This is a genomic window from Chitinophaga sp. 22308, from assembly GCF_052045305.1.
In the GTDB taxonomy this organism is placed as follows: Bacteria; Bacteroidota; Bacteroidia; order Chitinophagales; family Chitinophagaceae; genus Chitinophaga; species Chitinophaga varians_A.
In genome coordinates this window covers 98,936-120,938 of the sequence record NZ_JBQEOP010000008.1, presented here as the reverse complement: position 1 = coordinate 120,938, position 22,003 = coordinate 98,936, and the positions used below count along the sequence as shown (strand labels likewise).

The window sequence follows — 22,003 nt, the reverse complement described above, 5'->3', positions numbered from 1 at the left end:
CCGTGAATAAGACATCTTCCCGCCAGTTTTTTTTAAATTCTTGTAAGATATTTTAAATCAATATCTTAGGAAGATGATCAAGCAGACTTTTAAAAGCTGAATTGATGAATACTTAGCCCATTGCGGTCAGGGTCCTGCAGAAAAAAAACTTTCCCGAAAGCGGATTCCCTGATGTCTGAAACAATGATCCCTTCCTGATGCAGCCGTTCCCTTTCACCGACAATATTCTCTGTTTCCAGTACCAGGCCCTGTAAAGTGCCGGCCTGCATGTGGCTGTAAGGCCATTGCCGCACCAGCGAAATGGTGGTGACCTGGTTGCTGAAGCCCAGCTGTATCCACATGTCGCCGTTGGGCATCAGTACTTCCGCCAGCAGCTCGAAGCCCAGTAACAGGTAAAAGTCTTTGGACAGCTGTTGATCGGTAACGGGTACAGAAATATTCTCAATAGCTTTCATGAAAAGGCAAATTGCTGCAAAGGTAGCCCTGCGAAGGTAAATGGCAGGGGAGGCCAGCGACAATCGCCAAGGGGTATTCCGACAAAAAATTACGAATTACGAATTACGAATTACGAATTACGAGCATACTTAATAACCTTTCCATATGAGGAGCCTCAATTCGTAATTCGTAATTCGTAATTTGTAATTGACAAACCGTCGCCATAACGCTTTTTAATCTGCCGGGTCAATATCCAGTCACGCAGCAGGTCAAAGTAACCGGCTGATTGCCTTAGCAGCACGGGGCCATTGGGACTGTCTTGGACATCGATGATGCCGTGGTCCGCATTGGGGAAAATCACGACATCGATATTTTTGCGGGTGGCGGTGGCGGCTTTTAATGCGGCAATGGTACCGGCGTTGGGCGCTTCAGTATCTTTTCCGGCGATCACCCATAACATAGGCACATTGACACGACGGAAAGGTGGCAGTGGATCATAATCCAGCTGGATATCTGTCGGGAAGGTTTGTTTCAGGCTGTCCAGCTGTGCCCGGCTCAGGTTGAGGATGGGACCGGTGTAGTCTCCCTGTAACGAGGCAAACCAGGGTTCTTGTTTATACTTTGCCTTGAGGGCGTCCAGCTCGGCGAACCCGCCACTAAACCCGGTACGGAAAACCTGGTCGGTGGCGGCTACCACCTGCATCGCTTTGGCAATGTCTTCGTCGCTGTAATGTCCGTTTTTCAAATCGTGTAGCACCTCCTGGCGGTTCTCTTCTTTTGGTGCGATGAGCAGACTGTAACTGGCGACAACAAAATCCACCGGCGTAAGGGTAGCAGTAAGTGGTACCACCCATCCGCCCTGGCTTTCGCCCATCAGGCCGGTAGGTAGGCCTTTCACCGCGGCCTGTGCTTTTACCGCCTTTACTACAGCCACCATGTCGTCGGCCAGCAGTTCAAAATTGGCGCTCAGCTGACCGGTAGATCTGCCGGTGCCTCTTTTATCATATACAAATACGGCAATGTCGCCCAGTGGCAGGATGTATTGTTTATAGTTATTGTATACTGCCGATGAACCACCGGAACCGTCATGCAGTATCACTACCGCCCTGGGCTTATGGTTGACAGGAAGGTAAAGTTCCCCATAGACAGAAGCCCCTTTCACCGGAATATGCATGGGGATAACGGGGAAGGGTATACGCTTTCCGGTATACGTTTTCCCGTCCTGTTTAAAAACAAGCGAACCGTTGGCACAGCCTCCAAAATGCGCGAAGACGTTTGGGTCCTTTGCATTGGCCCAGCCGGGACCGGAAAGATAGCTGCTGTCGGCCTGCAAAAAGAGGCGGCCGGTAGTGCCGTCCAGCCGGCGGTACCGAAGATCGTTGTCCTGTGACGGACTTATCACCAGCTGGCTGCCATCGCTCAGCGCATAGGCGCCGTTGCGGCAGTTGGAGTAACTTTCGGTTTGAGCGGTGGCGGTGCTGGTGATCAGCACGGCGGTGAACAGCGATAGAAAATGTGTTTTCATATATCGGCAGATAGTGATTAAAGGGCCAGTTCAAATGTAGCAAAACCCCCGTCTTTATAATGGGCAGGCAGGCCTTCCGGATTGGGAATGTCCACTACGCCCAGGTAAGTGAAGCCACAGCTCTCATAATAGTTGTTCAGTTTCTCATTGCCGGCGCCGGTGTCCAGTCGCAGGTACTGCCGGCCATGCTCCCGTCCGTACTGCTTCGCCCACGCTACGATCTGCTTTACAAATCCCCGGCCCCGGTATTCCGGGTGGGTGGCGATACGGTGAAGGTACAAAGAAGGTTCATGGTCCTTGTCGCCCCATATCAACGGATCATTGAAGGTGGTAACAAACACACAGACCGTCTTGTTGTCGGCTACCAGTTTCCATTGCCGCTTTTCGTTGATCTCCTGTGTTACCACTGACCGCTCAAATCCTTTCCAGTAACGGCCTATTCCCTGTTGCCGCTGGTAATTGGTGCCTTCGTCATAAAGGTAAAAGATATCGTCTATGTCTGTAAGCGTACTGTTGATTATTTCCATGCCGCAATTGTTTCTCCAAAATTATTTACTTTGCAGGTACTGTAACAGATACAGATTCTATATATTTTACTGTAACAGATGAAAGATTTCCACTACATCGAGATAGCCAACCGGATAGAGGCCATGATCAACAATGACACCTATCCGCTGGGCGAGAAACTGCCCTCGCTGCGTGCGGTCAGCGAACATTTTAACGTTAGTGTGGGCACTTCCCTGAAAGCCTATTCGTTGCTGATAGACAAAGGCCTGCTGGCATCAAGGGAAAAATCGGGGTATGTGCCGCTGCGCAAATCCATGGGACACACAGCGCAGCCGGTGGCCACCTCGGCGGCACCGGCCATCCGTGAAGTGAGCGTAAGCCGCATCATCAGCAAAATGCCTGTCGATGCCGGGCCACATCCCCCCGGTTTTATCTCCTTTTTTAATGCATCGCTGGAAACGCACATGGTGCCGTTTAATGCAGTGCGACGCAGCCTGCAGAAGGCTTCCCGCGATCTCACGGGCGCGCACCTGCAATACGAGTCTACCATGGGCAACCTCCTGCTGCGGGAACAGATTGCACGCCTCTCTTTTTACTGGAACGGCAGCCTCTCTGCCAACGACATACTGGTGACCAACGGCACCCTCGAAGCACTTAGCCTCAGCCTGCGCGCAGTAACCAGTCCCGGCGATGCGGTGATAGTGGAATCACCCTGTTACTACGGCATCCTGCAATGCCTCGAACAACTGAAGCTAAAGGTAATAGAGCTGCCCTGTGACGCAGAGGAAGGCATCGATATCCGGCAACTGGAAAAAATCGTGGACACCTATGATATCGCAGCCTGCCTATTCATATCCAATTTCAATAACCCCAACGGGGTCGTATTATCTGACGAAAAGAAAAAATGGATTGCTGAACTGGCCTGGAAACGCCAGCTGCCCGTGATTGAAGACGATGTGTACGGAGAACTGTATTTTGGCCCCTCCAGGCCCACCACCATCAAAACCTACGACAAACACGGCTGGGTGATGTTATGTGCTTCCTTCTCTAAAACAGTGGCGTCAGGCTTCCGTATCGGCTGGTGCGCACCAGGACGCTTCATAGAAAAAGTAGCACAGCTGAAAGCGACCACCAATGTGGCCACCGCCTCCGTGCTGCAACTCTCCCTGGCAGACCTCCTGACCAGCGGCACCTATCAGCGGCATCTCCGTAAACTGAGGCCCATGCTGCATAAACAAGTGCTGCTCACCACCCAGTATATTGAACAATACTTCCCTTCCGGCATAAGGATCAGCCAGCCCGATGGCGGCATGGTGCTTTGGGTGGAACTACCCAAACAAGTGGATGCCCTGAAACTACAGAAGCTCGCATTGGAACATCATATCAATATCGCACCCGGACCGCTCTTTTCCAGTACGGGCGGCTATCGCAACTATATCCGCATCAGTTGCAATAAACACTGGAACAGACAAGTGGAACAAGCCATCCGTAAACTGGGCAACCTCATCAAAAACACGTGGTCCCAGGGCTGAAGCCCTGGGCTACGTTTTGTTTTCGGGGGCCATTAGCATTTTCATGTGTTCGTTGTGGTAATGTAGACACTGGGCTTCAATATTGAACCAGGTCCCCAAACGAATTTGAACAACATCATAGCCCAGGGCTTCAGCCCTGGGAAAAATGGATTCATGCTTCCATATCCGGCTTCCCCTCAAAACAGCTCTAAAACAAAACGTAGCCCAGGGCTTCAGCCCTGAGAACAAAAGGATTCATGCTTCCATGTCCGGCTGCTCTTTAAAACAGCTCTAAAACAAAACGTAGCCCAGGGCTTCAGCCCTGAGAACAAAAGGATTCATGCTTCCATATCCGGCCGCTCTTTAAAACAGCTCTAAAACAAAACGTAGCCCAGGGCTTTAGCCCTGGGAAATGATTGCGATAAATATTTTATCTTGTGATAGATTGAGAAACCTGCAAACGTTATAACGCTGTCGCCTTATGAAACATGTATCTATTGTGATTCCACTCGGTGCCGCCATGACCGGTATTGAAGTTGCCCGCCATGTTTTTACAGAAGTGAATGATTTCCTCATTAATGAAGGCCGTGAGCCGCTGTTTAAGGTGCAGCTGGTGGGTGCCTGGCGCGCTATTCAGCTGAACAATGGATTGTTTACCATCCAAACAGATGCTGTTGTGCAGGAGCTGCATAAAACAGACCTGATCATTATTCCGGCGTTACATAAAAATGTGGAGGAAAATGTAGCGAGAAACGGGGAGCTGGTGGATTGGATACGTGTGCAATATGAAAAGGGAGCTGAAGTGGCGAGCCTTTGTATCGGTGCTTTCCTGTTGGCGCAGACAGGCCTGCTGATCGGTAAAAAATGTACCACACATTGGAAAGCGGCTGATTTGTTCCGCGATATGTTCCCTGATGTACATCTGGTTAAAGAAAAAGTGATCACTGACGAAAACGGTATCTATTCCAGTGGCGGGGGCCTTTCGTTGGTGAATTTGCTCGTGTACCTGGTGGAGAAATATGCCGGTCGTGAAGCGGCTATTTATAGCGCCAAGTTTTTTCAGGTGGATTTGGAACGGTCTGCCCAGTTGCCTTTTATTATCTTCCAGGCGCAGAAGGAGCATGATGATGAACCAGTGAAACAGGCGCAGGAATTTATCGAGAATAATTTCCGGGAGAAGATAAGGGTGGACGAGCTGGCGGAGATGCTGGCCATCGGCCGCAGGAGCCTGGAGCGCCGCTTCAAAAAAGCGACGGCCAATACCATGAATGAATATATCCAGCGGGTGAAAATAGAGGCCGCTAAAAAACACCTGGAGGCCGGCGATCGCAAAATCAATGATATCATGTCCGAAGTAGGATATTCGGATACCAAGACTTTCCGCAACTCTTTTAAACTGGTAACGGGCCTGTTGCCGCATGAATACCGCAACCGCTATAATAAAAAGATGGCGGAGATATAAACGTATAGCCGGTACCGTATTTTAGTTATATATTCGGGAGATAAACATGCTCTCATGATGACCCGTTCATTCGCATTTGTCACCGATCCGCATCTGGATGATGCTTTTACCCGCGGCAACCAGGTACCTGCGCGGGAAGACCTTTTACTGCTGCTACAGGAGATTGCCGGTAAAGGCATTAGTGAAGTAGTGATAGGAGGCGACATCGGTGAACCTTCTTCGCACACTTTCCTCTTTGATGCGCTGAAAGCGTATACGCCGGAGTACAAAATCATACTGGGTAATTTCGATAAGCTGGAAGATGTCCGGCAGCATTATGATCCTCCGGTTAGGGTAGATGGAACGATGTGTTATAGTGAAGATCGTGACGGTTTCCGGTATATTTTCCTTGATTCTTCTTCAGAGGTATTGTCCGATGCGCAGCTGCAATGGCTGGAGCAGGTGTTGAAAACGGCTGGTAAAGTGATCCTGTTCGTACATCACCCTATAGTGGAAATACCTGTGTGGCTGGACGGGCTACAGCCTTTCCGGGGACGTGAGAAAATAAAAGCGTTGCTGTTGGATCACCGCCATGACGTACATATTTACTGTGGTCACCTTCACATCACAGACCAGCGACAGGAGCAAAATATCCGGCAGACAGTTACGCCCGCCACTTCAGCGCAGTTTATCAAAGAAGCCACGGAGGCAGTGGTTGACCTCTCTTATTTCGGGTACAGTATCATTACCATCACCGGTGATACGGTGACGACGGAGATCGTACGCAGGGAGCGTAACCGGTAGCGGCGGTTACCGCTCCGGTTCAAAATCAAGCGATACAGAATTCATGCAGAAGCGTTTATGCGTTGGCGGCGGACCATCATCGAAGATATGGCCGAGATGTGATTCACATCTGCCGCATAACACTTCTGTCCGGTGCATGCCGTAGGAGTTGTCTTCCCGGTATATAACGCTGGCTGCACGGACAGGCTCGAAGAAGCTGGGCCATCCGCAGCTGCTGGCAAATTTGGCGTCAGAACGGAACAGCGCATTGCCGCAAACGGCGCAATAATAAGTGCCTTTGGTGTCAGCATCCCAGTATTTCCCGGTGAAAGGCCTTTCAGTAGCGGCCTCCCGTGCCACTGCATACAGCTCCGGTGGCAGTACCTTCTTCCATTCGGCATTGGTAATATGTAACTTTTCCGTGTCTGTCCGGGAATAGTAAGGATTGGCAGGGGCGTTCGTCATAGGCTGCTGTTTTTTCTGCTGGCTCTGGCAGGCAGAACCGGTGATCAATATCGCCAATAAAAAAGTCAGTGCTTTCATATCAGTGCTTTCGTGGATGTAAGTTACGAATAACCGGTGATATCACCGGAGATACCCTATTTACTGAATTTCCGGACCACCCAGGGGAGGGACAGGCCCTGTCCCAGCAGGGAGAACAGCACCACCGCGATGGAGAGGAAGATGATCTCGTTGCGCATGGGAAAGGGGGCGCCGCTTTGCAGCAGCACCGGCAAACCGATGGCGATGGCCAGCGATACAATACCACGCATGCCCGACCAGGTGATGATGAAACTGGTTTTGGAATCGAACAGCGCATACTGGCTGATACGCCGCTTTCCCTGGAAAGCCTTTTGCAGGTTGAACTGCTGCAGGTATACTCTCACCAGCCGTATGCCCAGCGCCACTACGGCGATAAGGGCGGCATAACCGATATAGGGCCACACCTGCGCTTCCTGCATCTTTTTCAGTACCAGCGGGAACTGTAGGCCTATCAGCAGAAAGATCAGGCCGTTGAGCAGGAAGATGATCACGTCCCAGAAGTGTTTGGACTGGTTGCGCAGCTCTTCGGGGAATTTTTGCCGGCTCAACCGCGACATGCCCAGTCCGAGGGTTACCACGGCGATAACGCCGGATACCTGGAAATGTTCCGCTACGGCATATGTCACAAAAGGCATCAACAGCATCAGGCCAATCACCACCATATCATTGGTCCGGAAAAAACGGATGAAGAAGGCCAGTGTTTTGGCCAGTATCACGCCCACCACAAAGCCGCCTCCCAAAACAAGCAGGAACTGCAACAGCGCTTTCCAGGTGACAAAGGCGGTGCCGGCCACTGCGGCTACGGCTACACGATAAGCCACCAGCGCGGAGGCGTCGTTCACGAGGCTTTCACCCTCCAGGATCGTTACGGTATTGTGCGGCAGCCCAAGCCCTTTGGTAATGCCGATGGCCGCCACGGCGTCGGTGGCGGAAAGAATGGCGCCCAGCACAAAGGCCAGCTGCCAAGTCATGCCGGGTATCAGGTAATGTGCTACCACGGCAATGCCGCCGGTGGTAATGAACACCAGCCCGATGGCGAGCGTACTGATGGTATTGATATTGATCCGGAACTCCCGGAACGATATGTTAAAGGCCGCGTCATATAACAGCGGCGGCAGAAACAGCAACATCACGATCTCCGGGTTCAGTTCAATGCCGGGCATACTGGGCAGAAATCCAATGGCTATGCCTACTGCCAGCAACAATACGGGAACGGGCAACTTTATCTTCTCTGCAATACCGGATACGCCGATCATGATGGCCATGATCACTAATATGATGCTGTAGTTTTCCATCAGGAGATGATTGATTGAAACAATAAGTATACTGAAATCCGCCCAACTTCCGCTGCCCGGAACGATCGTTCCCTACAAATTTTGCGTTAATTTTGCAGGTCAGTTTCACCGGACAATTACGCTTAAATCTATATAAAATAATAACAAATTAAAATTAATGATCTTTATATAGATTTTGATTATCAATTTGTAGTAATGTGAAACAATAGATTTTTACAGACGTTTTCATCCACCGCGGCTGCTGACGGCAACCCGGTAAACAGGAAAGTCCAGAGCAAATTTTCAAATTTGCTTCAAAATCTCCATATACATTAGCTTTTATATGAAAGTGTTAGTAGTAGAAGATAGTAAAGAAATCGCCAGCAGTATTCATGATTTTCTCGTGAGGGAAGGATATATCTGTGAGCTGGCATATAGTTTTGACGAAGCACAGGAGAAATTGTTGCTGTATTCATATGACTGCGTACTGCTAGATATCATGTTGCCGGACGGCAACGGGTTGGAGCTGCTGAAGTTCATGAAAGATCAGGGTATCCAGAGCGGCGTGCTCATTATTTCCGCCAAAGACGCCATGGACGATAAAATCAGAGGCCTGGAGGGTGGGGGGGACGACTACATCACCAAACCATTCCACCTGCCGGAGCTGCATGCCCGGCTCAGGGCCATCTACCGGCGCAAAAAATTATCCGGCAGCAATATCATCACCTTTAATGAGATCACGCTCAATACCGATACGCTGGAAGCCACCATCAACGATATCCTGCTGGACATCACCCGAAAGGAGTTCGACCTGCTGCTGTACCTGGTGGTCAACAAAAACAGGGTGCTCTCCCGGCAGTCGATAGCCACCCACCTGTGGGGCGACTATACCGATAATTTAGCTAATTTTGATTTTGTATATCAGCATGTCAAAAACCTTCGCAAGAAAATCAGCGCGGCAAACGGAGCAGATTATATAGATACGGTGTATGGCCTGGGTTATAAATTTAATGCTTCCAAAGTATGAAACTGGTTGATAAATTTACATTGTGGTTTCTGGGCGTGATTGTGATCACCACCCCCATCACTTCTTATATCTGTCTGAATAATATAGAGAGAAAGATCGATGACGTGGAGATTGCCCGCCTGAAAATAGTCAATACAAAAGCGGCGGCCCGTATGGCCGATGGCACGACGGTCAACATACCGCGGGACGCTTCCTTCACCACCTTTACGCTGTTACCGGCCCTGCCGGCAGACAGCTTCCGCATCAGAAAAGATGCAGACCCTGACGGCAATCACAAAAGCCTGGAAAGCCGCCTCACAGTGAGCACTTTCATGACCATCAACGGTAAACCGTACGAAGTCACTACCTCCAGCTATATCCCGGCTTCCCGCCAGATACTGAACGCCATCATGGACACAGTTGCATGGAAGCTGTTGCTGATTATTGTCTGTGTGGCGGTGTCGGCGCGCTTCCTGTCGCAACGCATCCTGCATACGCTGCGGCTCACCATGAAAAAAATACACAACTTCGACCTGAAGAAAAAGATCACCTTCCCACAGACGAACACAGAGGAATTCAAGGAGCTGAACACCTTCCTGAAGAAGATGACGGACAAGGCTGTGGAGGAATATACAGCGGTGAAACAGTTCAGCGAGAACGCGTCGCATGAGCTGCAAACACCGCTGGCGGTGATACGTGGCAAACTGGAACTGCTCAGCGAAACCAATATCGATGAAGACCAGGCTTCCCTGCTGGCAGATATGCACCACGCCATCGAAAAACTGTCGAAGATCAACCGTTCACTCATTCTCCTTTCTAAAATGGAGAACAACGAATTTGCGGTGACGGAACATATCAAATTCTGCCGCGTGGCCAAAGACGTGCTGGCAGCCTATGAAGACAGGCTGGAGATGAAAAACATCGAGGTAAAAAGGGAACTGGACAAAAATATTCAGCTCCGGATACACCCCGTGCTGGCAGATATGCTGATGAACAACCTGCTGGGCAATGCCATCCGCCACAATGTGCAGGACGGCATGATCCACGTCATCCTGAAGCAGGAAAAACTGGTCATCAAAAATACCGGTCTTCCGCCGGAAACCCCGACGGAAGAGCTGTTCGAACGTTTCCGCAAAAGCAACCAGTGCAGCGAAAGCGTGGGCCTCGGACTGGCCATCGTAAAACAGATCTGCGAGGTGTGCGACTTTAAAGTGTCTTATAAATACAAGGCGCCGCTGCATATTTTGCAAGTGGACTTTTGTCCGGGAAGTGTCATTAACGAAGCAGAACAAGATAAATTTGAAACGGCGGCGGTTGTGACCGCATAGCAATATATTCAGCTGGATTCGCTGAAATTATTCATGGGCAAGGCTTTTGGTCTTGCCCATTTTTATTTTCCCTTCGGGAGAAAAAAATGAATACTTCAAAATTGCTTCAAAATGATGGAGTCTTTTTGTATCCGGATTAACAACTTTAGTTCATACCATGCTGCAAAATTCTCCCTACATGATTGGAAATAAATACTGGCTGATCCTTCTTTTTCTGATTGGTGTTCATTCAACTTCCGTGAAAGCCCAGCAGGTACTTACATTGAAAGATGCTATTCAAACGGCGATTAATAATTACGGTACCATCAAGGCTAAATCCAACTATGCTGCTGCTTCTAAAACCAGCATAGATCAGGCAAAGAGAGACTATCTGCCTAACCTCAACGTATCAGCGCAACAGGACTACGGGACCATCAACGGTCAAAATGGTCCTATGTACGGCTTCGGCGGCCTCGCTGCCGCTTCTTCCGGCGCTCCGCTGCCGGAACAGAACTGGAACGCCGCTTTCGGTGGGCTGTATCTGACGAATATCAACTGGGATTTCTTCGCTTTTGGCCGCGCCAAAGAAAAAATAAAAACAGCAGAAGCAGTTGCTGCCCGCGATAATAAAGACTGGCAACAAGAGATATTTCAGCACGAAGTAAAGGTGGCAGCTGCTTACTTAAACCTGGTGGCCGCGCAGAAACTGACGCTGTCCTACCAGAAGAACCTGAGCCGGGCCGATACTTTCCGCCAGGTGGTGGTCACCCGCGTGAAAAATGGCCTGAGCGCCGGCGTGGACTCCTCACAGGCCAATGCTGAAGTGTCCAGCGCCAAAATAGCGCTCACCCGCTCCATCGATTTTGAACAAACGCAGGCCAACCAGCTGGCGCAGCTGATGGGCGTGCCTCCCGGCCGTTTTACGCTCGATACGTTTTTTGTGTCCCGCGTGCCGGCGCTGCTGAACGATACGGCAGCTATTGAAAGCCACCCGCTGCTGCAATGGTATAAAAGCCGCATCGCCCTCAGCGATGAGCAGTCCAGATACTACCGCACACTGATGTACCCTGCCTTTTCACTGGTAGGAGTGTTGCAGACCAGGGGCTCCGGTTTTGATGCCACCTACGGCGCACAAAACCTCAACGCCTATACGCATGGCTACTGGGACGGCGTAAAACCTACCCGCACCAATTACCTGATAGGCGTAGGCGTTACCTGGAACCTCACACAGCCGCTGCGCATCTCCCGGCAGGTGAAAGCCCAAAAGCAGATCAGCACCGGGCTACAGGCAGAATACGATCTGGCGGACCAACAGCTGCGGGCACAGATGCAACTGTCGGACACAAAGATCGCCAACGCGCTGGACAACTACCACGAAGTGCCATCACAGGTAAAAGCCGCGTCTGACGCATATCTTCAGAAATCCGTCCTGTACCGCAACGGCCTCACCAACCTGGTAGACGTGACACAGGCGCTCTATGCCCTGATCCGTGCGGAAACAGACCGCGACATCGCGTATAGCAACGTATGGCAGGCGCTGTTGCTCAAAGCTTCCGCCTCCGGCGATTTTAACATGTTTGCAAAAGAACTCTAACGAATGGATATAGGTGGCAGGCCATCAACGGCAAGCCACCAGGCCAATGACATTAAACAGATAGTATGAACCTTATTCGTTTCGCACTTCGTAAACCTATCACCATCATGGTGCTGGTTGCTGGTTTGTTCTTCTTCGGTATCAAAGCGGTCACCACGATCAAAATTGATATCTTCCCGAAGCTGGATATGCCGGTGATCTATCTTTCCCACCCATTTGGCGGATATACCTCCACCCAGATGGAATCCTTCTTCGGTAAACAATACATTAATATCCTCTTGTTCGTGAACGGGGTGAAAAGCGTGGAGACAAAGAACATCCAGGGGCTCACACTCATCAAGATCAACTTCTATCCCGGTACCAACATGGCGCAGGCGGCCGCGGAAGTGAGCGCCTTCTCCAACCGTATCCAGGCTATCTTTCCGCCTGGTTCCAACCCGCCTTTCATCATCCGTTTCGACGCCTCCACCTTGCCGGTAGGACAGCTCGTGCTCAGTAGCGACAAGCGCAGCAACAATGAACTGCTCGACCTGGCCAACGTGTACGTGCGCTCTTCCTTTACCTCAATTCCCGGTCTGGTTGGCTCTACACCGTTCGGGGGCAACATGCGTACCGTCGTGATCAAAGCCGACCCCGAGCTGCTGCGTTCCCACAATATGACGCCCGATCAGCTGGTGGAAGCCCTGCGGCTCAACAACCAGACGGCTCCTTCCGGTAACGTCCGTATCGGTGATAAGAACTATCTCACACCGGCAAACACCACCCTGAAAGCCATCAAAGACTTTGAAGATATTCCCCTGTTTAAAAGCGGGGTACAGAACCTTTACCTCCGGGACGTGGCCACTGTGGAAGATGGTGCGGACGTGAGCACCAGCTATGCGCTGATCAACGGCAAACGCTCTGTATATGTGAGCATCGCCAAGGCCGCTGACGCATCTACCTGGGAAGTGGTACAGAACCTGAAAAAAGCATTGCCCAGGATACAGGCGCAGTTGCCGGATGACGTAAAATTGAGCTACGAATTTGACCAGTCCACCTATGTGATCAATTCCGTTAAAAGCCTGTTGTCTGAAGGAGCGATCGGCGCTATCCTTACCGGTCTGATGGTATTGCTGTTCCTCGGCGATGCCCGCGGAGCGCTGATCGTGATCCTCACCATTCCTACCTCTATCATCTCCGGTATACTGTTTCTCAGCCTGTTCGGGCAAACCATCAACATCATGACGCTGAGCGGTCTGGCACTGGCTATTGGTATCCTGGTGGATGAAAGTACGGTGACGATCGAAAATATACACCAGCACTTCGATCTCGGCAAACCCAAGGCACTGGCCATCTGGGACGCCTGTAAGGAAATCGCTTTCCCGAAACTGCTGATCCTGTTTTGTATCCTCGCCGTGTTTGCCCCGGCCTTTACCATGGGCGGCATCCCCGGCTCCCTGTTCCTTCCGCTGGCCCTGGCCATTGGTTTCAGCATGGTCGTGTCTTACTTCCTGGCGCAGACCTTTGTGCCGGTGATGGCCAACTGGATCATGAAATCCAAACATCACCATAAAAAAGACGGCCGCGTGATGACCGATGCAGAGGAATTTGAAGCGGCCGGCCTCGCTGCCGGTGAGGAAGGCAATACCTGGAGCCAGAAGAAAGCGCTGGTGGAAAGGGAAGACAGCAACCGTGACGGTAAAGTCGGCCGTTTCGAAAAAATACGTGCCCGTTATCTGCGCTTTATCGATCGTATGATGCCTTACCGCAAAGTGATCGTGGCAGCTTACCTGGTCATCTGCGGGCTCGTTGTGGCGTTACAGATGAACACCATCGGCCGCGACGTACTGCCGAAAGTAAACAGCGGTCAGTTCCAGGTAAGGCTTCGTCAGCCGGACGGCACCCGTATCGAACAAACGGAAAAGAAAACCATTGAGGTGATCAATGCAGTGAATGATATCGTAGGAAAGGAAAACGTGTCTATCACCTCTGCCTTTGTGGGTACCCACCCGCAGCTGTTCTCCACTGCACCGATCTTCCTCTGGATGGCCGGTCCGCAGGAGTCTGTATTGCAGGTGGCGCTGAAGGAAGACTACCATGTTAATCTCGATGAGCTGAAAGATAAAATCCGTGACCGGGTGAAAAAGATTGATCCGGTAATGAAGTTATCTTTCGAACCCATTGAGCTGACGGATAAAATCCTCAGCCAGGGTTCGCCTACCCCGATCGAAGTCCGTTTCTCCGGCAGGAATAAAAAGCAGAACCTGGAATATGCCCTGAAGATGGTAGACAAGCTCAAACAGGTCCCTTACCTGCGCGATGTGCAGCTGGGGCAGGCGGTAAACTATCCGGCATTGAATATCAATATAGACAGAACAAGGGCTGCTCAACTGGGCGTGGACGTGGGAGATATCTCCCGTTCCCTGATCGCCAGTACTTCTTCTTCCCGCCTGACAGAAAAAAACATCTGGGTGGATGAAAAAGCCGGTCTCAGCTACAACGTACAGGTACAGGTACCGGAAAGTAAACTTACTTCTCAAAATGACATCGGTGAAATACCTTTGCTGAAGAATTCAACCCGGCCTATCCTGAGTGATGTAGCTACCATTACTCCTGAAACCACCTATGGGGAGAATGACAACCTGGGCGCCATGCCGATGCTAACGGTAACGGCTAACCTGAACAACAAAGACCTGGGCAGCGCGTCCACAGAGGTGCAGAAAGCCATTCACTCCCTCGGTGAACTGCCTCGCGGCCTGAGCGTAGACCTGATTGGCCTTAGCAGTACCCTGATAGATACGTTGGGCAGTCTGCAAAGTGGCCTGCTGGTGGCGGTAGTGGTGATCTTCCTGATGCTGGCGGCCAACTTCCAGTCGTTTAAAGTCTCTGCGATCGTATTGGCCACCGTACCGGCAGTATTGCTCGGCTCCCTGTCTCTGTTGATGATGACTGGTTCTACACTGAACCTGCAGTCCTATATGGGAATGATCATGTCAGTGGGCGTGTCTATCTCCAACGCGGTACTGTTGATCACCAATGCGGAGCAGATCAGGAAAACGAACGGCAACGCCCTGGTATCGGCGAAAGAAGCCGCCGCGCTGCGTATGCGCCCTATTGCCATGACCGCCCTCGCGATGGTAGTAGGTATGATCCCGATGGCCAGCGGGCTGGGTGAAGCAGGTGACCAGTCGGCGCCACTGGGCCGTGCCGTTATCGGAGGGCTGATCGCTTCCACCTTTGCCGCCCTGTTCATTTTACCGCTGGTATTTGCATGGGGACAAGGGAAAACATCAACAACAAGTGTTTCGCTTGATCCGGAAGATGAAGAAAGCACACATTATATTCCCATGAAAGGATAAACCGGAAAAAGCATCAGCATAAATATTACCATGAGAATTACAGGAAATAAATATCATTTTATGAAACCAGCATCAAAATTTGCCCTCATATTTTTATCAGTTGGTGTGTCTGCCATGGCCCTGCAGAGCTGTAGCTCCACAGAAGCTAAGGACGAGAAAGAACACAAAGAAGGCGCAGCGGCAGCAGCGCCGGCTTTGGAAGCTTTCACCCTTCAGGAAGGGCAACTGTCAACTTCCATAAAAATTCCCGGTGAATTGGTGGCTTTTCAACGGGTAGACCTCTACGCTAAAGTGAGCAGCTTTGTTAAAAAGCTGTACGTGGACGTGGGCAGCGAAGTGAAAGCCGGTCAACTGCTGGTGACCATGGAAGCACCGGAACTGAACTCACAGTTGTCCGGCGCCGAATCCCGCCTCAAATCCCAGGAAGCGATTTACCTTTCCAGCAAAGCCACCTATGACCGCTTGCTGGAAACCAGCAAAACACCCGGCACCGTGTCCCAGAATGATCTGGACATCGCCTACGCCAAACAGAAGTCAGACCTGGCCCAGCTGGATGCGGCAAAAGCGTCTTACCGCGAAGTAGGAGATACCCGCAACTACCTCGAAATACGCGCGCCCTTCAGTGGCGTGATCAGCCGCAGGAACGTGAGCGCAGGCGCTTATGTAGGCCCTGCCGGTAAAGGCTCTGACCTGCCTATCTTCACCTTGCAGGAACAGAAAAAGCTGCGTCTGGTAGTAAGCATCCCCGAAGCATATAATAGTTATCTGAACGATAACAGCGAAGTGAAATTCACCACCAAATCCATGCTCAACCAGACATTTACTGCCAAAGTAAGCAGGTTGTCCGGCGCACTCGACGAGCGGTTGCGCTCCCAAAGCATCGAAATGGACGTGATCAATGATAACAAACAACTGCTGCCGGGTATGGTGGCCGAAGTATCCATTCCGCTCACCGGCAACCATGCAGGCGCCTTTGTGGTGCCGTCCAAAGCGGTGCTCAACTCCACACAGGGCGTGTTTGTGATAAAGGTGATTGATGGCAAAGCCCACTGGGTACCGGTAAAAACCGGCCGTAAAACAGATGACCAGACAGAAGTATTCGGCGATCTCGCGTTGAATGATACCCTTATCAAAGTAGCCAGTGAGGAAATAAGAGACAGCTCGGCGATCAAACACGTAAACGTGGCAGGTGCTAAGTAACAGCACGGCATTTCACTGGAACATTGTGGCCCTCATGCGATGCATGGGGGCTTTTTTATGAGACAGGAAAGCCGATATGATAGCGATGGGACAGATGCTTGATGAGCTTTGTCAGTAACTGCTTGCCGGTGACCGGAAGGGTAAGCAGCTCGTCGTAAAAATACTCCTGGAACCGATATCTGGATGAATAATATTCCAGCGCTTCATCAGCGCAGGTGAGGTAGACGATGCAGCCGGGGTGCAGTCTTTTGATGGTATGAGTAGCCTGTTTGACAATATCGAAATCCCCATCACTGTTATGGCAATGCAACACCACAAAGTCGGGAAACTGATGCCGGAATTTTGCTTCAAAATTATCATCTACCTCAGTAGGAACAGTTATCAGGTGGTTTTGGGTGAGCGTCGACTGTAGTACCCTGCCCATCAGTCTGTCCATGGCGATCATCCCTTTGAGTCCGGGAACATCCCGATGTAGCCGCAGCAGATGTTTCCGCCGGTGTGCAAGTACCGTTACTACCTGAGGCAAAAAGGCCGGCGAAAGATAGTTGTCAAACCGAAAGTCATATAATGACGGGGGAATACGAACAAGCCAGGGTGGGAGCGGGCCGGCGGAAAAACGTTGTATTACAATCAGGCTGATTGGATGCCTGCTCCGGGCAATTGTAGCCATACGCCTCGTCCGCAATACCTCCTTCCACGAGCGGTCATTGCAGCCAATTAGAATTGCGTCAAAGGCATGGGCTTTAACTTCCAACAGGAAAGACCGGTAATCGGCGGTCCGTAATGTACGTGGGTATCTGTGCTCAAGGTTGTCAATATATGGGTTGCCGGCAGTGATAGAGGCAAAACAAAGTACCTGCATGTTATGAATAAGATTGCGCAAGAGATCCCTGCATCTGAAAGAGTATCCTGTTGATGCCTGTACGTAGTTCATGCTGCCGTAAGGTTACTGCGTCGATGGTTTGTTGGTATCGGTCGGGATCATCCAGTCCGTTTTTCTGTAGTTTAATAATAATATCCAATAGATCGCTTTTAATGAAATGGGCACAATCCTTAAATCCTGTATTGTCGAAATGAATACGCAATGATGCGTAGGTAGTCTTCAATTCTCGCCGTAGCAACTCAAGCTCGGCGTTTCTTTTTTGTTTACTGGTAAGATGGAACAATTGAATTAATGTCCGCAGTTCATCCTTCGTTTCCTGGATTACGGTGATATATTGTTGAAGTGCGTCCCCCAGTTGGTCAATGTTCCCTGTGGAAAGTTCGGTAGTAGCACGACGCGCCTCATTGGCCCGGGTGATATCTTCTTTATACCGGAGAATTTTTAGTTTACTGAGCCTGGCGTAAATAATTGCGAAAATTGTTGTCAGGCTCGTTGTCACAATAGAAAGTACTTTCAGTTCCATTTTTTATGAGCGATAATGAGTGTTGATATACAGCCTGATTCTTTTGATTTCCTCGTTAATCAGAGGTAGTAAAGAGAACACAAATAATTGTACCTGCTTAAAGGTGGTAATTACCTCCGTGGCATTAACGTCAGTTTCCCGTAATTTCATCAGCAGCTGCAAGATGTTGGCATCTTGTTGGTATTGACCCATTATTCGCAGGCTGCCGCGAAGTCGATGTATCTCGTACTGGGCCCCTTCCCAGTTTCCGTCAGTCAGAAAAAATGATGCTTCATTGAGTTGGCCAGGAAGATGCTCGCTTATTTCGTAGAATAAGATCAAAGTATCCTCAATGTCATTTCCAAATAGGCCATAAAAGTGCGCTTCGTCAAAATGTTCGCTGAACTCGAACACTGGGTCTTGATTCATTTACAGTCGATTTGATACCGGCAATATCAGTTTTCAATTTTTATTTTTTGTTTAAATCGTCATAATTTAAACGGATTAACAAATACCAGACTACCCCTACATACAAATGCCCGGGTGCTCTCACAGCACCCGGGCATCACTTATTTATAGCGAAAGCATTACTCCTCAGACCGCTCCAGCAGACTGATCTTCACCCGCTTGTACATACTTTTTTCATCGAGTGCGCGCTCCAGTTCACCCATTACTGTGAGTAAACTGGCACTGGCCTGCTCCAGCCACTTCCGGTTTTCTTCCCGGATGGCGTCCAACAGTGGACTGATCTTCCGGTGCATCTGTTTACCGGCGGCCGACAACGATATCAACCGGCGGCGTTTGTCCCGGCTGTCGGCGGAGGTTTTGATCAGTCCCTGCGCCATCAACTGATCTACAAACTGCACTACGGCAGGGTGGGTAAGCTGCAAGGCTTCGGATATTTCAGTAACGCTCAACTGCTTCTGCCGCACCAGTAGTTCCAGTATCAGGAACCACCGCGCTTCAAAGTCCAGTCCGGACTCCTTATATATCCTGCTTATATCCTGGGACAGGCGCTCGCTGAGCCTTTTAAGCCGTGTGGCCAGCGCCAGTTCTTCCAGTTCATTTACCAGATTCATGCAGCCAATTTAGCAAAATTATCCCGCCCGGCGTTTTTCCTCTTCGGCGCCACCGGTCTTTTTATTGCCGCCACCGGAACCATTACCGCCGAATTTGTAGTTGAACGTTATGGTGAATACTCGGCTGTCCCTGCGCTGGAAGAAGGTTTCACCGTAGCCGGTCAACCGGGTGACGGCGTTAGTGTAGTTGGTAAAGAACACGTCGGAAAGATTCAGTTTCACCGATGCTTTTTTGTTCCATAACTGCCGTTGCGCGCCGATGCCCATAAACCATACGCCTTTCACGTCCAGGAAACCATAATAGGTGCGGCTGTTATAGGTGGCGGTCAGTTCCATCGTGGTATTGGGATCGATGGTGATACTGTTGATGCTGTTGAGGTTAAAGGAAACCCTGCTGGCATTCAGATGGGTGTTGGCCAGATCGCCTTTGTATTCGCCATAGTAGGCCAGTGCTTCGTTGGTGCTGTTCCACCACCGGCCAACGGTGAAGGGCACACTGAAACTGATATTGTAATAATTGTACCGGGCGAGGTTATGACCGGTTTGAATAACGCTGTTGGGCTCTTTGTCGGGAGACAATACCACCAGGATATTATCGGTGGTGGTACTAAAGCCCAGTTTGGTGATGTATTTTTCTTTGAAGGTATGTGTCAGCTCGAAGGAGTTGGTGATCTCCGGTTTCAGATAGGGGTTACCGGTAGAATAGGTCAGTGGATCGAGGAACACTTTGAACGGGTTCAGCTCGCGATAGGAAGGCCGGTTGATGCGACGGCTGAGTGATATGCCGAGATCATGTGTTTTGTTGAACGCATAACCAACGTACCCGCTGGGGAAGAACTGTGTATAGTTGCGGTCAAAGTTTTCCTTATTGGTGACCTGTAATCCTTTGGCGATCGTGTTTTCCACGCGAAGGCCCAGCTGTATGCTCAGGCGCGCCCACTTTTTGGAAGCATTGAGATAGGCGGCATTGATGTTTTCATCATATACAAACCGGTTGCTTTTACCGGTGTCCAGTATGTCTGTTCCGCTGCTCCGGTCAAAAAAACGCACATCGTTGTCCGCTTTAACCCAACTGCTTTTGATGCCGGCGTCCAGCCGCGCGCCCAGGCTTCTCAGGGGTTGGGTATAATCTGCTTTGACGGACTTGATGCTGAGCTCTCCGGAGAGGTTGCCGAACAGCCGGTAATCGGGTTTCGACTGCCCCTGTTGCAGGTCAAAGTAAGACGTCCGGTAATTTTGCAGTTCATCGTTACTGAAACGCGCGTAGTCGAGATCTACGGACAACTCTTTTCCGCTGGTGTCCAGCCGGTGTTTATAATTCAGGTTGATGCTTCCGTTGTTTCTTTGCGGATGATTATCTCCGATGGTAGTGAATGAACCGGTTTTTTGTTGTTGTATGTCGAAGGATTCCGCCCTGCTGTCGGACGTGATGTCGCCATTGTTAAAGATGCCGTTGGCCACTACGCCGACGGTGATGTCCGGTGTGATGTTATAGTCCGCGCCGAGCCGGGCATTGTGGGTGTTAAAGCCAAGCCGGAAAAAGTTGTCGTAGTTGATGCCCCCTGTGTAATGGCCGGCGGCATCATAAAACTGCCGTTCGATGGTGAGGTCATTCATAAACTGCCGGTAGTTGTAATTGTAGGAACCGAACAGGTTGACCTTTTTCATCTTGCTGTTGAAGTTGACGGATGGATTTATTTTAGGATACACGCCTTGTCCGTAGCTGAGGGATACGTTACCGTTAGTGCCGCTTTGGTGGCCTTTGCGAAGCCGTATGTCAATGATGCCGGCGTTGCCGGCCGCATCATATTTGGCGGATGGATTGGTGATCAGGTCTATTTTTTCTATCTGGTTGGCCGACAGGTTGCGCAACAGGTTGGCCAGTTCCTGCCCCGACATGGGCACCAGTTTGCCGTCCATCATTACCAGCACGCCCTGTCTGCCACGCATCGCGATATTATCATTCTGATCAATCGTGATGCCGGGCGCTTTTTCCAGTACTTCCAGCGCGGTACTGCCGGCGGCGGATATGGAACCGGCCACGTTAAGGGTGGTTTTGTCATACTGTTGCTGTATGAATGGTTTGACGGCCGTCACATTGGCTTCGCGCAGCGTGGTGGTAGTGGCCTGAAGCCGAAGCGTGCCGAGTAGTGTGTTTTTGTTGAGTGTAACAGTGGCCGACAGCCAGGGTGCATAGGCCATGCTCTGGGTGGCTATCAGGTATTGCCCTTCGGGCAGATGATCGAAGGAGAAGGTTCCCTGTGCGTCGGTGTATTCGAGCTTGACCAGCTTCTTGTCTGCTGCCTGCAACAGTTGTACCACCACATCCCGCGCGGGTGTATTGTCCGTCGTGGCGAAGGTGCCTTTAATACTGTAAAATACGCCGCCAGCCTGGCTGAACGTTTTGTTTGCGTAAGTAGTAACGTAAATTAAAAAGATAAAAGTAAACAAAGATGACAGTCTCATTGGGGTTTTTTGGGGCAAAAGAACATAGATAATAGTAACTACTTACATAAATATTTATTGCCGGTCGCCGGCCTTGATGGATGGAGCTGTTTTGTAAATTTCAGTGAATTTCCCGGCGGACTATTGTGCAGGGGGAGGGGTGGTATTGTCTTCCACACAGTTATCTTTGCGGCGGGTATCAATGACATACTGGATTTTCCATTCTTTTCCCAGCTTCACCAGCTGAAAGGAGTTGACGCCACAATGATGGAACTTGCCCTGGTGATAGAAGCGATAGGGCGTCCATACGGAAGCCAGGTGGTCATCTGTCTGTATAGGGCCATAGGTGATACGCTCGTCGAGGTCACCCTTGGGCGTACCCGCAATGATGCTGGCAAAACGTTCTACTGATACATTCTTTACCGTAGTGCCGCCTTTATGCTCATCGATGGTCTGAAACACGGCAGTAGGGGAAAAACATTCGCGGAGCGCCACGCTGTCGCTGTTATGCATGGCTGTAAACATCTTATCGATGGTTTGTTTCACCCCGGAAGTTTCAGATTGGGCCTGCAAGGCGTTAACAACAAAAAGGGCTGGCAGGGCCAGGTACAGATAGCGCATCTTTTTTAA

19 protein-coding genes are annotated in these 22,003 nt (G+C 50.5%); 8 read left to right on the top strand and 11 right to left on the bottom strand.

Going from position 1 to position 22,003, the window contains the following annotated elements; all coding sequences use genetic code 11:
• Positions 1-89: 89 nt before the first annotated feature.
• From ACTJJS_RS29035 to ACTJJS_RS29025, 3 genes are all read right to left on the bottom strand, one after another.
• On the bottom strand, positions 90-455 hold the full coding sequence (locus ACTJJS_RS29035; protein WP_440667083.1) for a VOC family protein: 366 nt from the start codon (positions 453-455) through the stop codon (positions 90-92).
• 155 nt (positions 456-610) lie between these two features.
• Positions 611-1,960 carry an alpha/beta fold hydrolase gene (locus ACTJJS_RS29030; protein WP_440667081.1) on the bottom strand — a complete coding sequence of 450 codons (1,350 nt, stop codon included), beginning with the start codon at positions 1,958-1,960 and terminating at the stop codon, positions 611-613.
• 17 nt (positions 1,961-1,977) lie between these two features.
• Entirely contained in the window at positions 1,978-2,487 is a 510-nt protein-coding gene (locus ACTJJS_RS29025; protein ID WP_440667080.1) for a GNAT family N-acetyltransferase, read from the bottom strand.
• Between the two features lie 78 nt (positions 2,488-2,565).
• On the opposite strand from ACTJJS_RS29025, the gene ACTJJS_RS29020 reads away from it, so the two are divergent.
• The 3 genes from ACTJJS_RS29020 to ACTJJS_RS29010 all read left to right on the top strand — a co-directional run bounded on the left by ACTJJS_RS29020 (position 2,566) and on the right by ACTJJS_RS29010 (position 6,223).
• On the top strand, positions 2,566-3,999 hold the full coding sequence (locus tag ACTJJS_RS29020; protein ID WP_440667078.1) for a PLP-dependent aminotransferase family protein: 1,434 nt from the start codon (positions 2,566-2,568) through the stop codon (positions 3,997-3,999).
• A 460-nt stretch (positions 4,000-4,459) separates the two neighbouring features.
• Complete coding sequence (locus tag ACTJJS_RS29015; RefSeq protein WP_168873710.1) at positions 4,460-5,440, top strand: GlxA family transcriptional regulator; 981 nt, start codon at positions 4,460-4,462, stop codon at positions 5,438-5,440.
• Positions 5,441-5,494: 54 nt separating this feature from the next.
• Positions 5,495-6,223 carry a metallophosphoesterase family protein gene (locus tag ACTJJS_RS29010; RefSeq protein WP_440667077.1) on the top strand — a complete coding sequence of 243 codons (729 nt, stop codon included), beginning with the start codon at positions 5,495-5,497 and terminating at the stop codon, positions 6,221-6,223.
• Between the two features lie 6 nt (positions 6,224-6,229).
• On the opposite strand, the gene msrB is transcribed toward ACTJJS_RS29010, so the two are convergent.
• Positions 6,230-6,745, bottom strand: coding sequence for a peptide-methionine (R)-S-oxide reductase MsrB (gene msrB / locus ACTJJS_RS29005; protein ID WP_440667076.1), 516 nt, complete (start codon positions 6,743-6,745; stop codon positions 6,230-6,232).
• A 56-nt stretch (positions 6,746-6,801) separates the two neighbouring features.
• Entirely contained in the window at positions 6,802-8,040 is a 1,239-nt protein-coding gene (locus ACTJJS_RS29000) for a Na+/H+ antiporter (RefSeq protein WP_168873713.1), read from the bottom strand.
• A gap of 322 nt (positions 8,041-8,362) precedes the next feature.
• On the opposite strand from ACTJJS_RS29000, the gene ACTJJS_RS28995 reads away from it, so the two are divergent.
• The 5 genes from ACTJJS_RS28995 to ACTJJS_RS28975 all read left to right on the top strand — a co-directional run bounded on the left by ACTJJS_RS28995 (position 8,363) and on the right by ACTJJS_RS28975 (position 16,464).
• On the top strand, positions 8,363-9,046 hold the full coding sequence (locus ACTJJS_RS28995) for a response regulator transcription factor (RefSeq protein ID WP_440667074.1): 684 nt from the start codon (positions 8,363-8,365) through the stop codon (positions 9,044-9,046).
• Positions 9,043-10,353, top strand: coding sequence for a sensor histidine kinase (locus ACTJJS_RS28990; RefSeq protein ID WP_440667072.1), 1,311 nt, complete (start codon positions 9,043-9,045; stop codon positions 10,351-10,353). The genes ACTJJS_RS28995 and ACTJJS_RS28990 overlap by 4 nt, the downstream gene beginning before the upstream one ends.
• Positions 10,354-10,531: 178 nt before the next feature.
• On the top strand, positions 10,532-11,926 hold the full coding sequence (locus ACTJJS_RS28985) for a TolC family protein (RefSeq protein WP_168873716.1): 1,395 nt from the start codon (positions 10,532-10,534) through the stop codon (positions 11,924-11,926).
• A 65-nt stretch (positions 11,927-11,991) separates the two neighbouring features.
• A complete protein-coding gene (locus ACTJJS_RS28980; RefSeq protein ID WP_440667069.1) occupies positions 11,992-15,264 on the top strand; it encodes an efflux RND transporter permease subunit in 3,273 nt (1,090 codons plus the stop codon).
• A 60-nt stretch (positions 15,265-15,324) separates the two neighbouring features.
• Positions 15,325-16,464, top strand: a complete 1,140-nt coding sequence (locus ACTJJS_RS28975; protein WP_343745972.1) for an efflux RND transporter periplasmic adaptor subunit — start codon at positions 15,325-15,327, stop codon at positions 16,462-16,464.
• A 55-nt stretch (positions 16,465-16,519) separates the two neighbouring features.
• Here the strand turns inward: ACTJJS_RS28975 and ACTJJS_RS28970 are convergent, their stop codons facing one another.
• From ACTJJS_RS28970 to ACTJJS_RS28945, 6 genes are all read right to left on the bottom strand, one after another.
• On the bottom strand, positions 16,520-17,326 hold the full coding sequence (locus ACTJJS_RS28970) for a hypothetical protein (protein WP_440667067.1): 807 nt from the start codon (positions 17,324-17,326) through the stop codon (positions 16,520-16,522).
• A 1-nt stretch (position 17,327) separates the two neighbouring features.
• Positions 17,328-17,870 carry a hypothetical protein gene (locus ACTJJS_RS28965; protein WP_440667065.1) on the bottom strand — a complete coding sequence of 181 codons (543 nt, stop codon included), beginning with the start codon at positions 17,868-17,870 and terminating at the stop codon, positions 17,328-17,330.
• A gap of 3 nt (positions 17,871-17,873) precedes the next feature.
• Positions 17,874-18,278: a hypothetical protein gene (locus ACTJJS_RS28960; protein ID WP_440667063.1), complete on the bottom strand. Its 405-nt coding sequence runs from the start codon at positions 18,276-18,278 to the stop codon at positions 17,874-17,876.
• Positions 18,279-18,436: 158 nt separating this feature from the next.
• Entirely contained in the window at positions 18,437-18,928 is a 492-nt protein-coding gene (locus tag ACTJJS_RS28955; RefSeq protein WP_440667061.1) for a MarR family winged helix-turn-helix transcriptional regulator, read from the bottom strand.
• 18 nt (positions 18,929-18,946) lie between these two features.
• Positions 18,947-21,394 carry a TonB-dependent receptor domain-containing protein gene (locus tag ACTJJS_RS28950; protein WP_440667060.1) on the bottom strand — a complete coding sequence of 816 codons (2,448 nt, stop codon included), beginning with the start codon at positions 21,392-21,394 and terminating at the stop codon, positions 18,947-18,949.
• A gap of 120 nt (positions 21,395-21,514) precedes the next feature.
• The gene (locus ACTJJS_RS28945) at positions 21,515-21,994 is read right to left on the bottom strand and encodes a hypothetical protein (protein WP_440667058.1); all 480 of its coding nucleotides are present in this window, start codon (positions 21,992-21,994) and stop codon (positions 21,515-21,517) included.
• Positions 21,995-22,003: the final 9 nt, after the last annotated feature.

Coding starts and splice junctions, on each gene's coding strand:
- ACTJJS_RS28980 (WP_440667069.1), top strand. CDS start 11,992: ATGAACCTTATTCGTTTCGCACTTCGTAAACCTATCACCATCATGGTG.
- ACTJJS_RS28975 (WP_343745972.1), top strand. CDS start 15,325: ATGAAACCAGCATCAAAATTTGCCCTCATATTTTTATCAGTTGGTGTG.
- ACTJJS_RS29015 (WP_168873710.1), top strand. CDS start 4,460: ATGAAACATGTATCTATTGTGATTCCACTCGGTGCCGCCATGACCGGT.
- ACTJJS_RS28995 (WP_440667074.1), top strand. CDS start 8,363: ATGAAAGTGTTAGTAGTAGAAGATAGTAAAGAAATCGCCAGCAGTATT.
- ACTJJS_RS29025 (WP_440667080.1), bottom strand. CDS start 2,487: ATGGAAATAATCAACAGTACGCTTACAGACATAGACGATATCTTTTAC.
- ACTJJS_RS29030 (WP_440667081.1), bottom strand. CDS start 1,960: ATGAAAACACATTTTCTATCGCTGTTCACCGCCGTGCTGATCACCAGC.
- ACTJJS_RS28990 (WP_440667072.1), top strand. CDS start 9,043: ATGAAACTGGTTGATAAATTTACATTGTGGTTTCTGGGCGTGATTGTG.
- ACTJJS_RS28945 (WP_440667058.1), bottom strand. CDS start 21,994: ATGCGCTATCTGTACCTGGCCCTGCCAGCCCTTTTTGTTGTTAACGCC.
- ACTJJS_RS29035 (WP_440667083.1), bottom strand. CDS start 455: ATGAAAGCTATTGAGAATATTTCTGTACCCGTTACCGATCAACAGCTG.
- msrB (WP_440667076.1), bottom strand. CDS start 6,745: ATGAAAGCACTGACTTTTTTATTGGCGATATTGATCACCGGTTCTGCC.
- ACTJJS_RS29000 (WP_168873713.1), bottom strand. CDS start 8,040: ATGGAAAACTACAGCATCATATTAGTGATCATGGCCATCATGATCGGC.
- ACTJJS_RS28985 (WP_168873716.1), top strand. CDS start 10,532: ATGATTGGAAATAAATACTGGCTGATCCTTCTTTTTCTGATTGGTGTT.
- ACTJJS_RS28960 (WP_440667063.1), bottom strand. CDS start 18,278: ATGAATCAAGACCCAGTGTTCGAGTTCAGCGAACATTTTGACGAAGCG.
- ACTJJS_RS28965 (WP_440667065.1), bottom strand. CDS start 17,870: ATGGAACTGAAAGTACTTTCTATTGTGACAACGAGCCTGACAACAATT.
- ACTJJS_RS28970 (WP_440667067.1), bottom strand. CDS start 17,326: ATGCAGGTACTTTGTTTTGCCTCTATCACTGCCGGCAACCCATATATT.
- ACTJJS_RS28950 (WP_440667060.1), bottom strand. CDS start 21,394: ATGAGACTGTCATCTTTGTTTACTTTTATCTTTTTAATTTACGTTACT.
- ACTJJS_RS29010 (WP_440667077.1), top strand. CDS start 5,495: ATGATGACCCGTTCATTCGCATTTGTCACCGATCCGCATCTGGATGAT.
- ACTJJS_RS29020 (WP_440667078.1), top strand. CDS start 2,566: ATGAAAGATTTCCACTACATCGAGATAGCCAACCGGATAGAGGCCATG.
- ACTJJS_RS28955 (WP_440667061.1), bottom strand. CDS start 18,928: ATGAATCTGGTAAATGAACTGGAAGAACTGGCGCTGGCCACACGGCTT.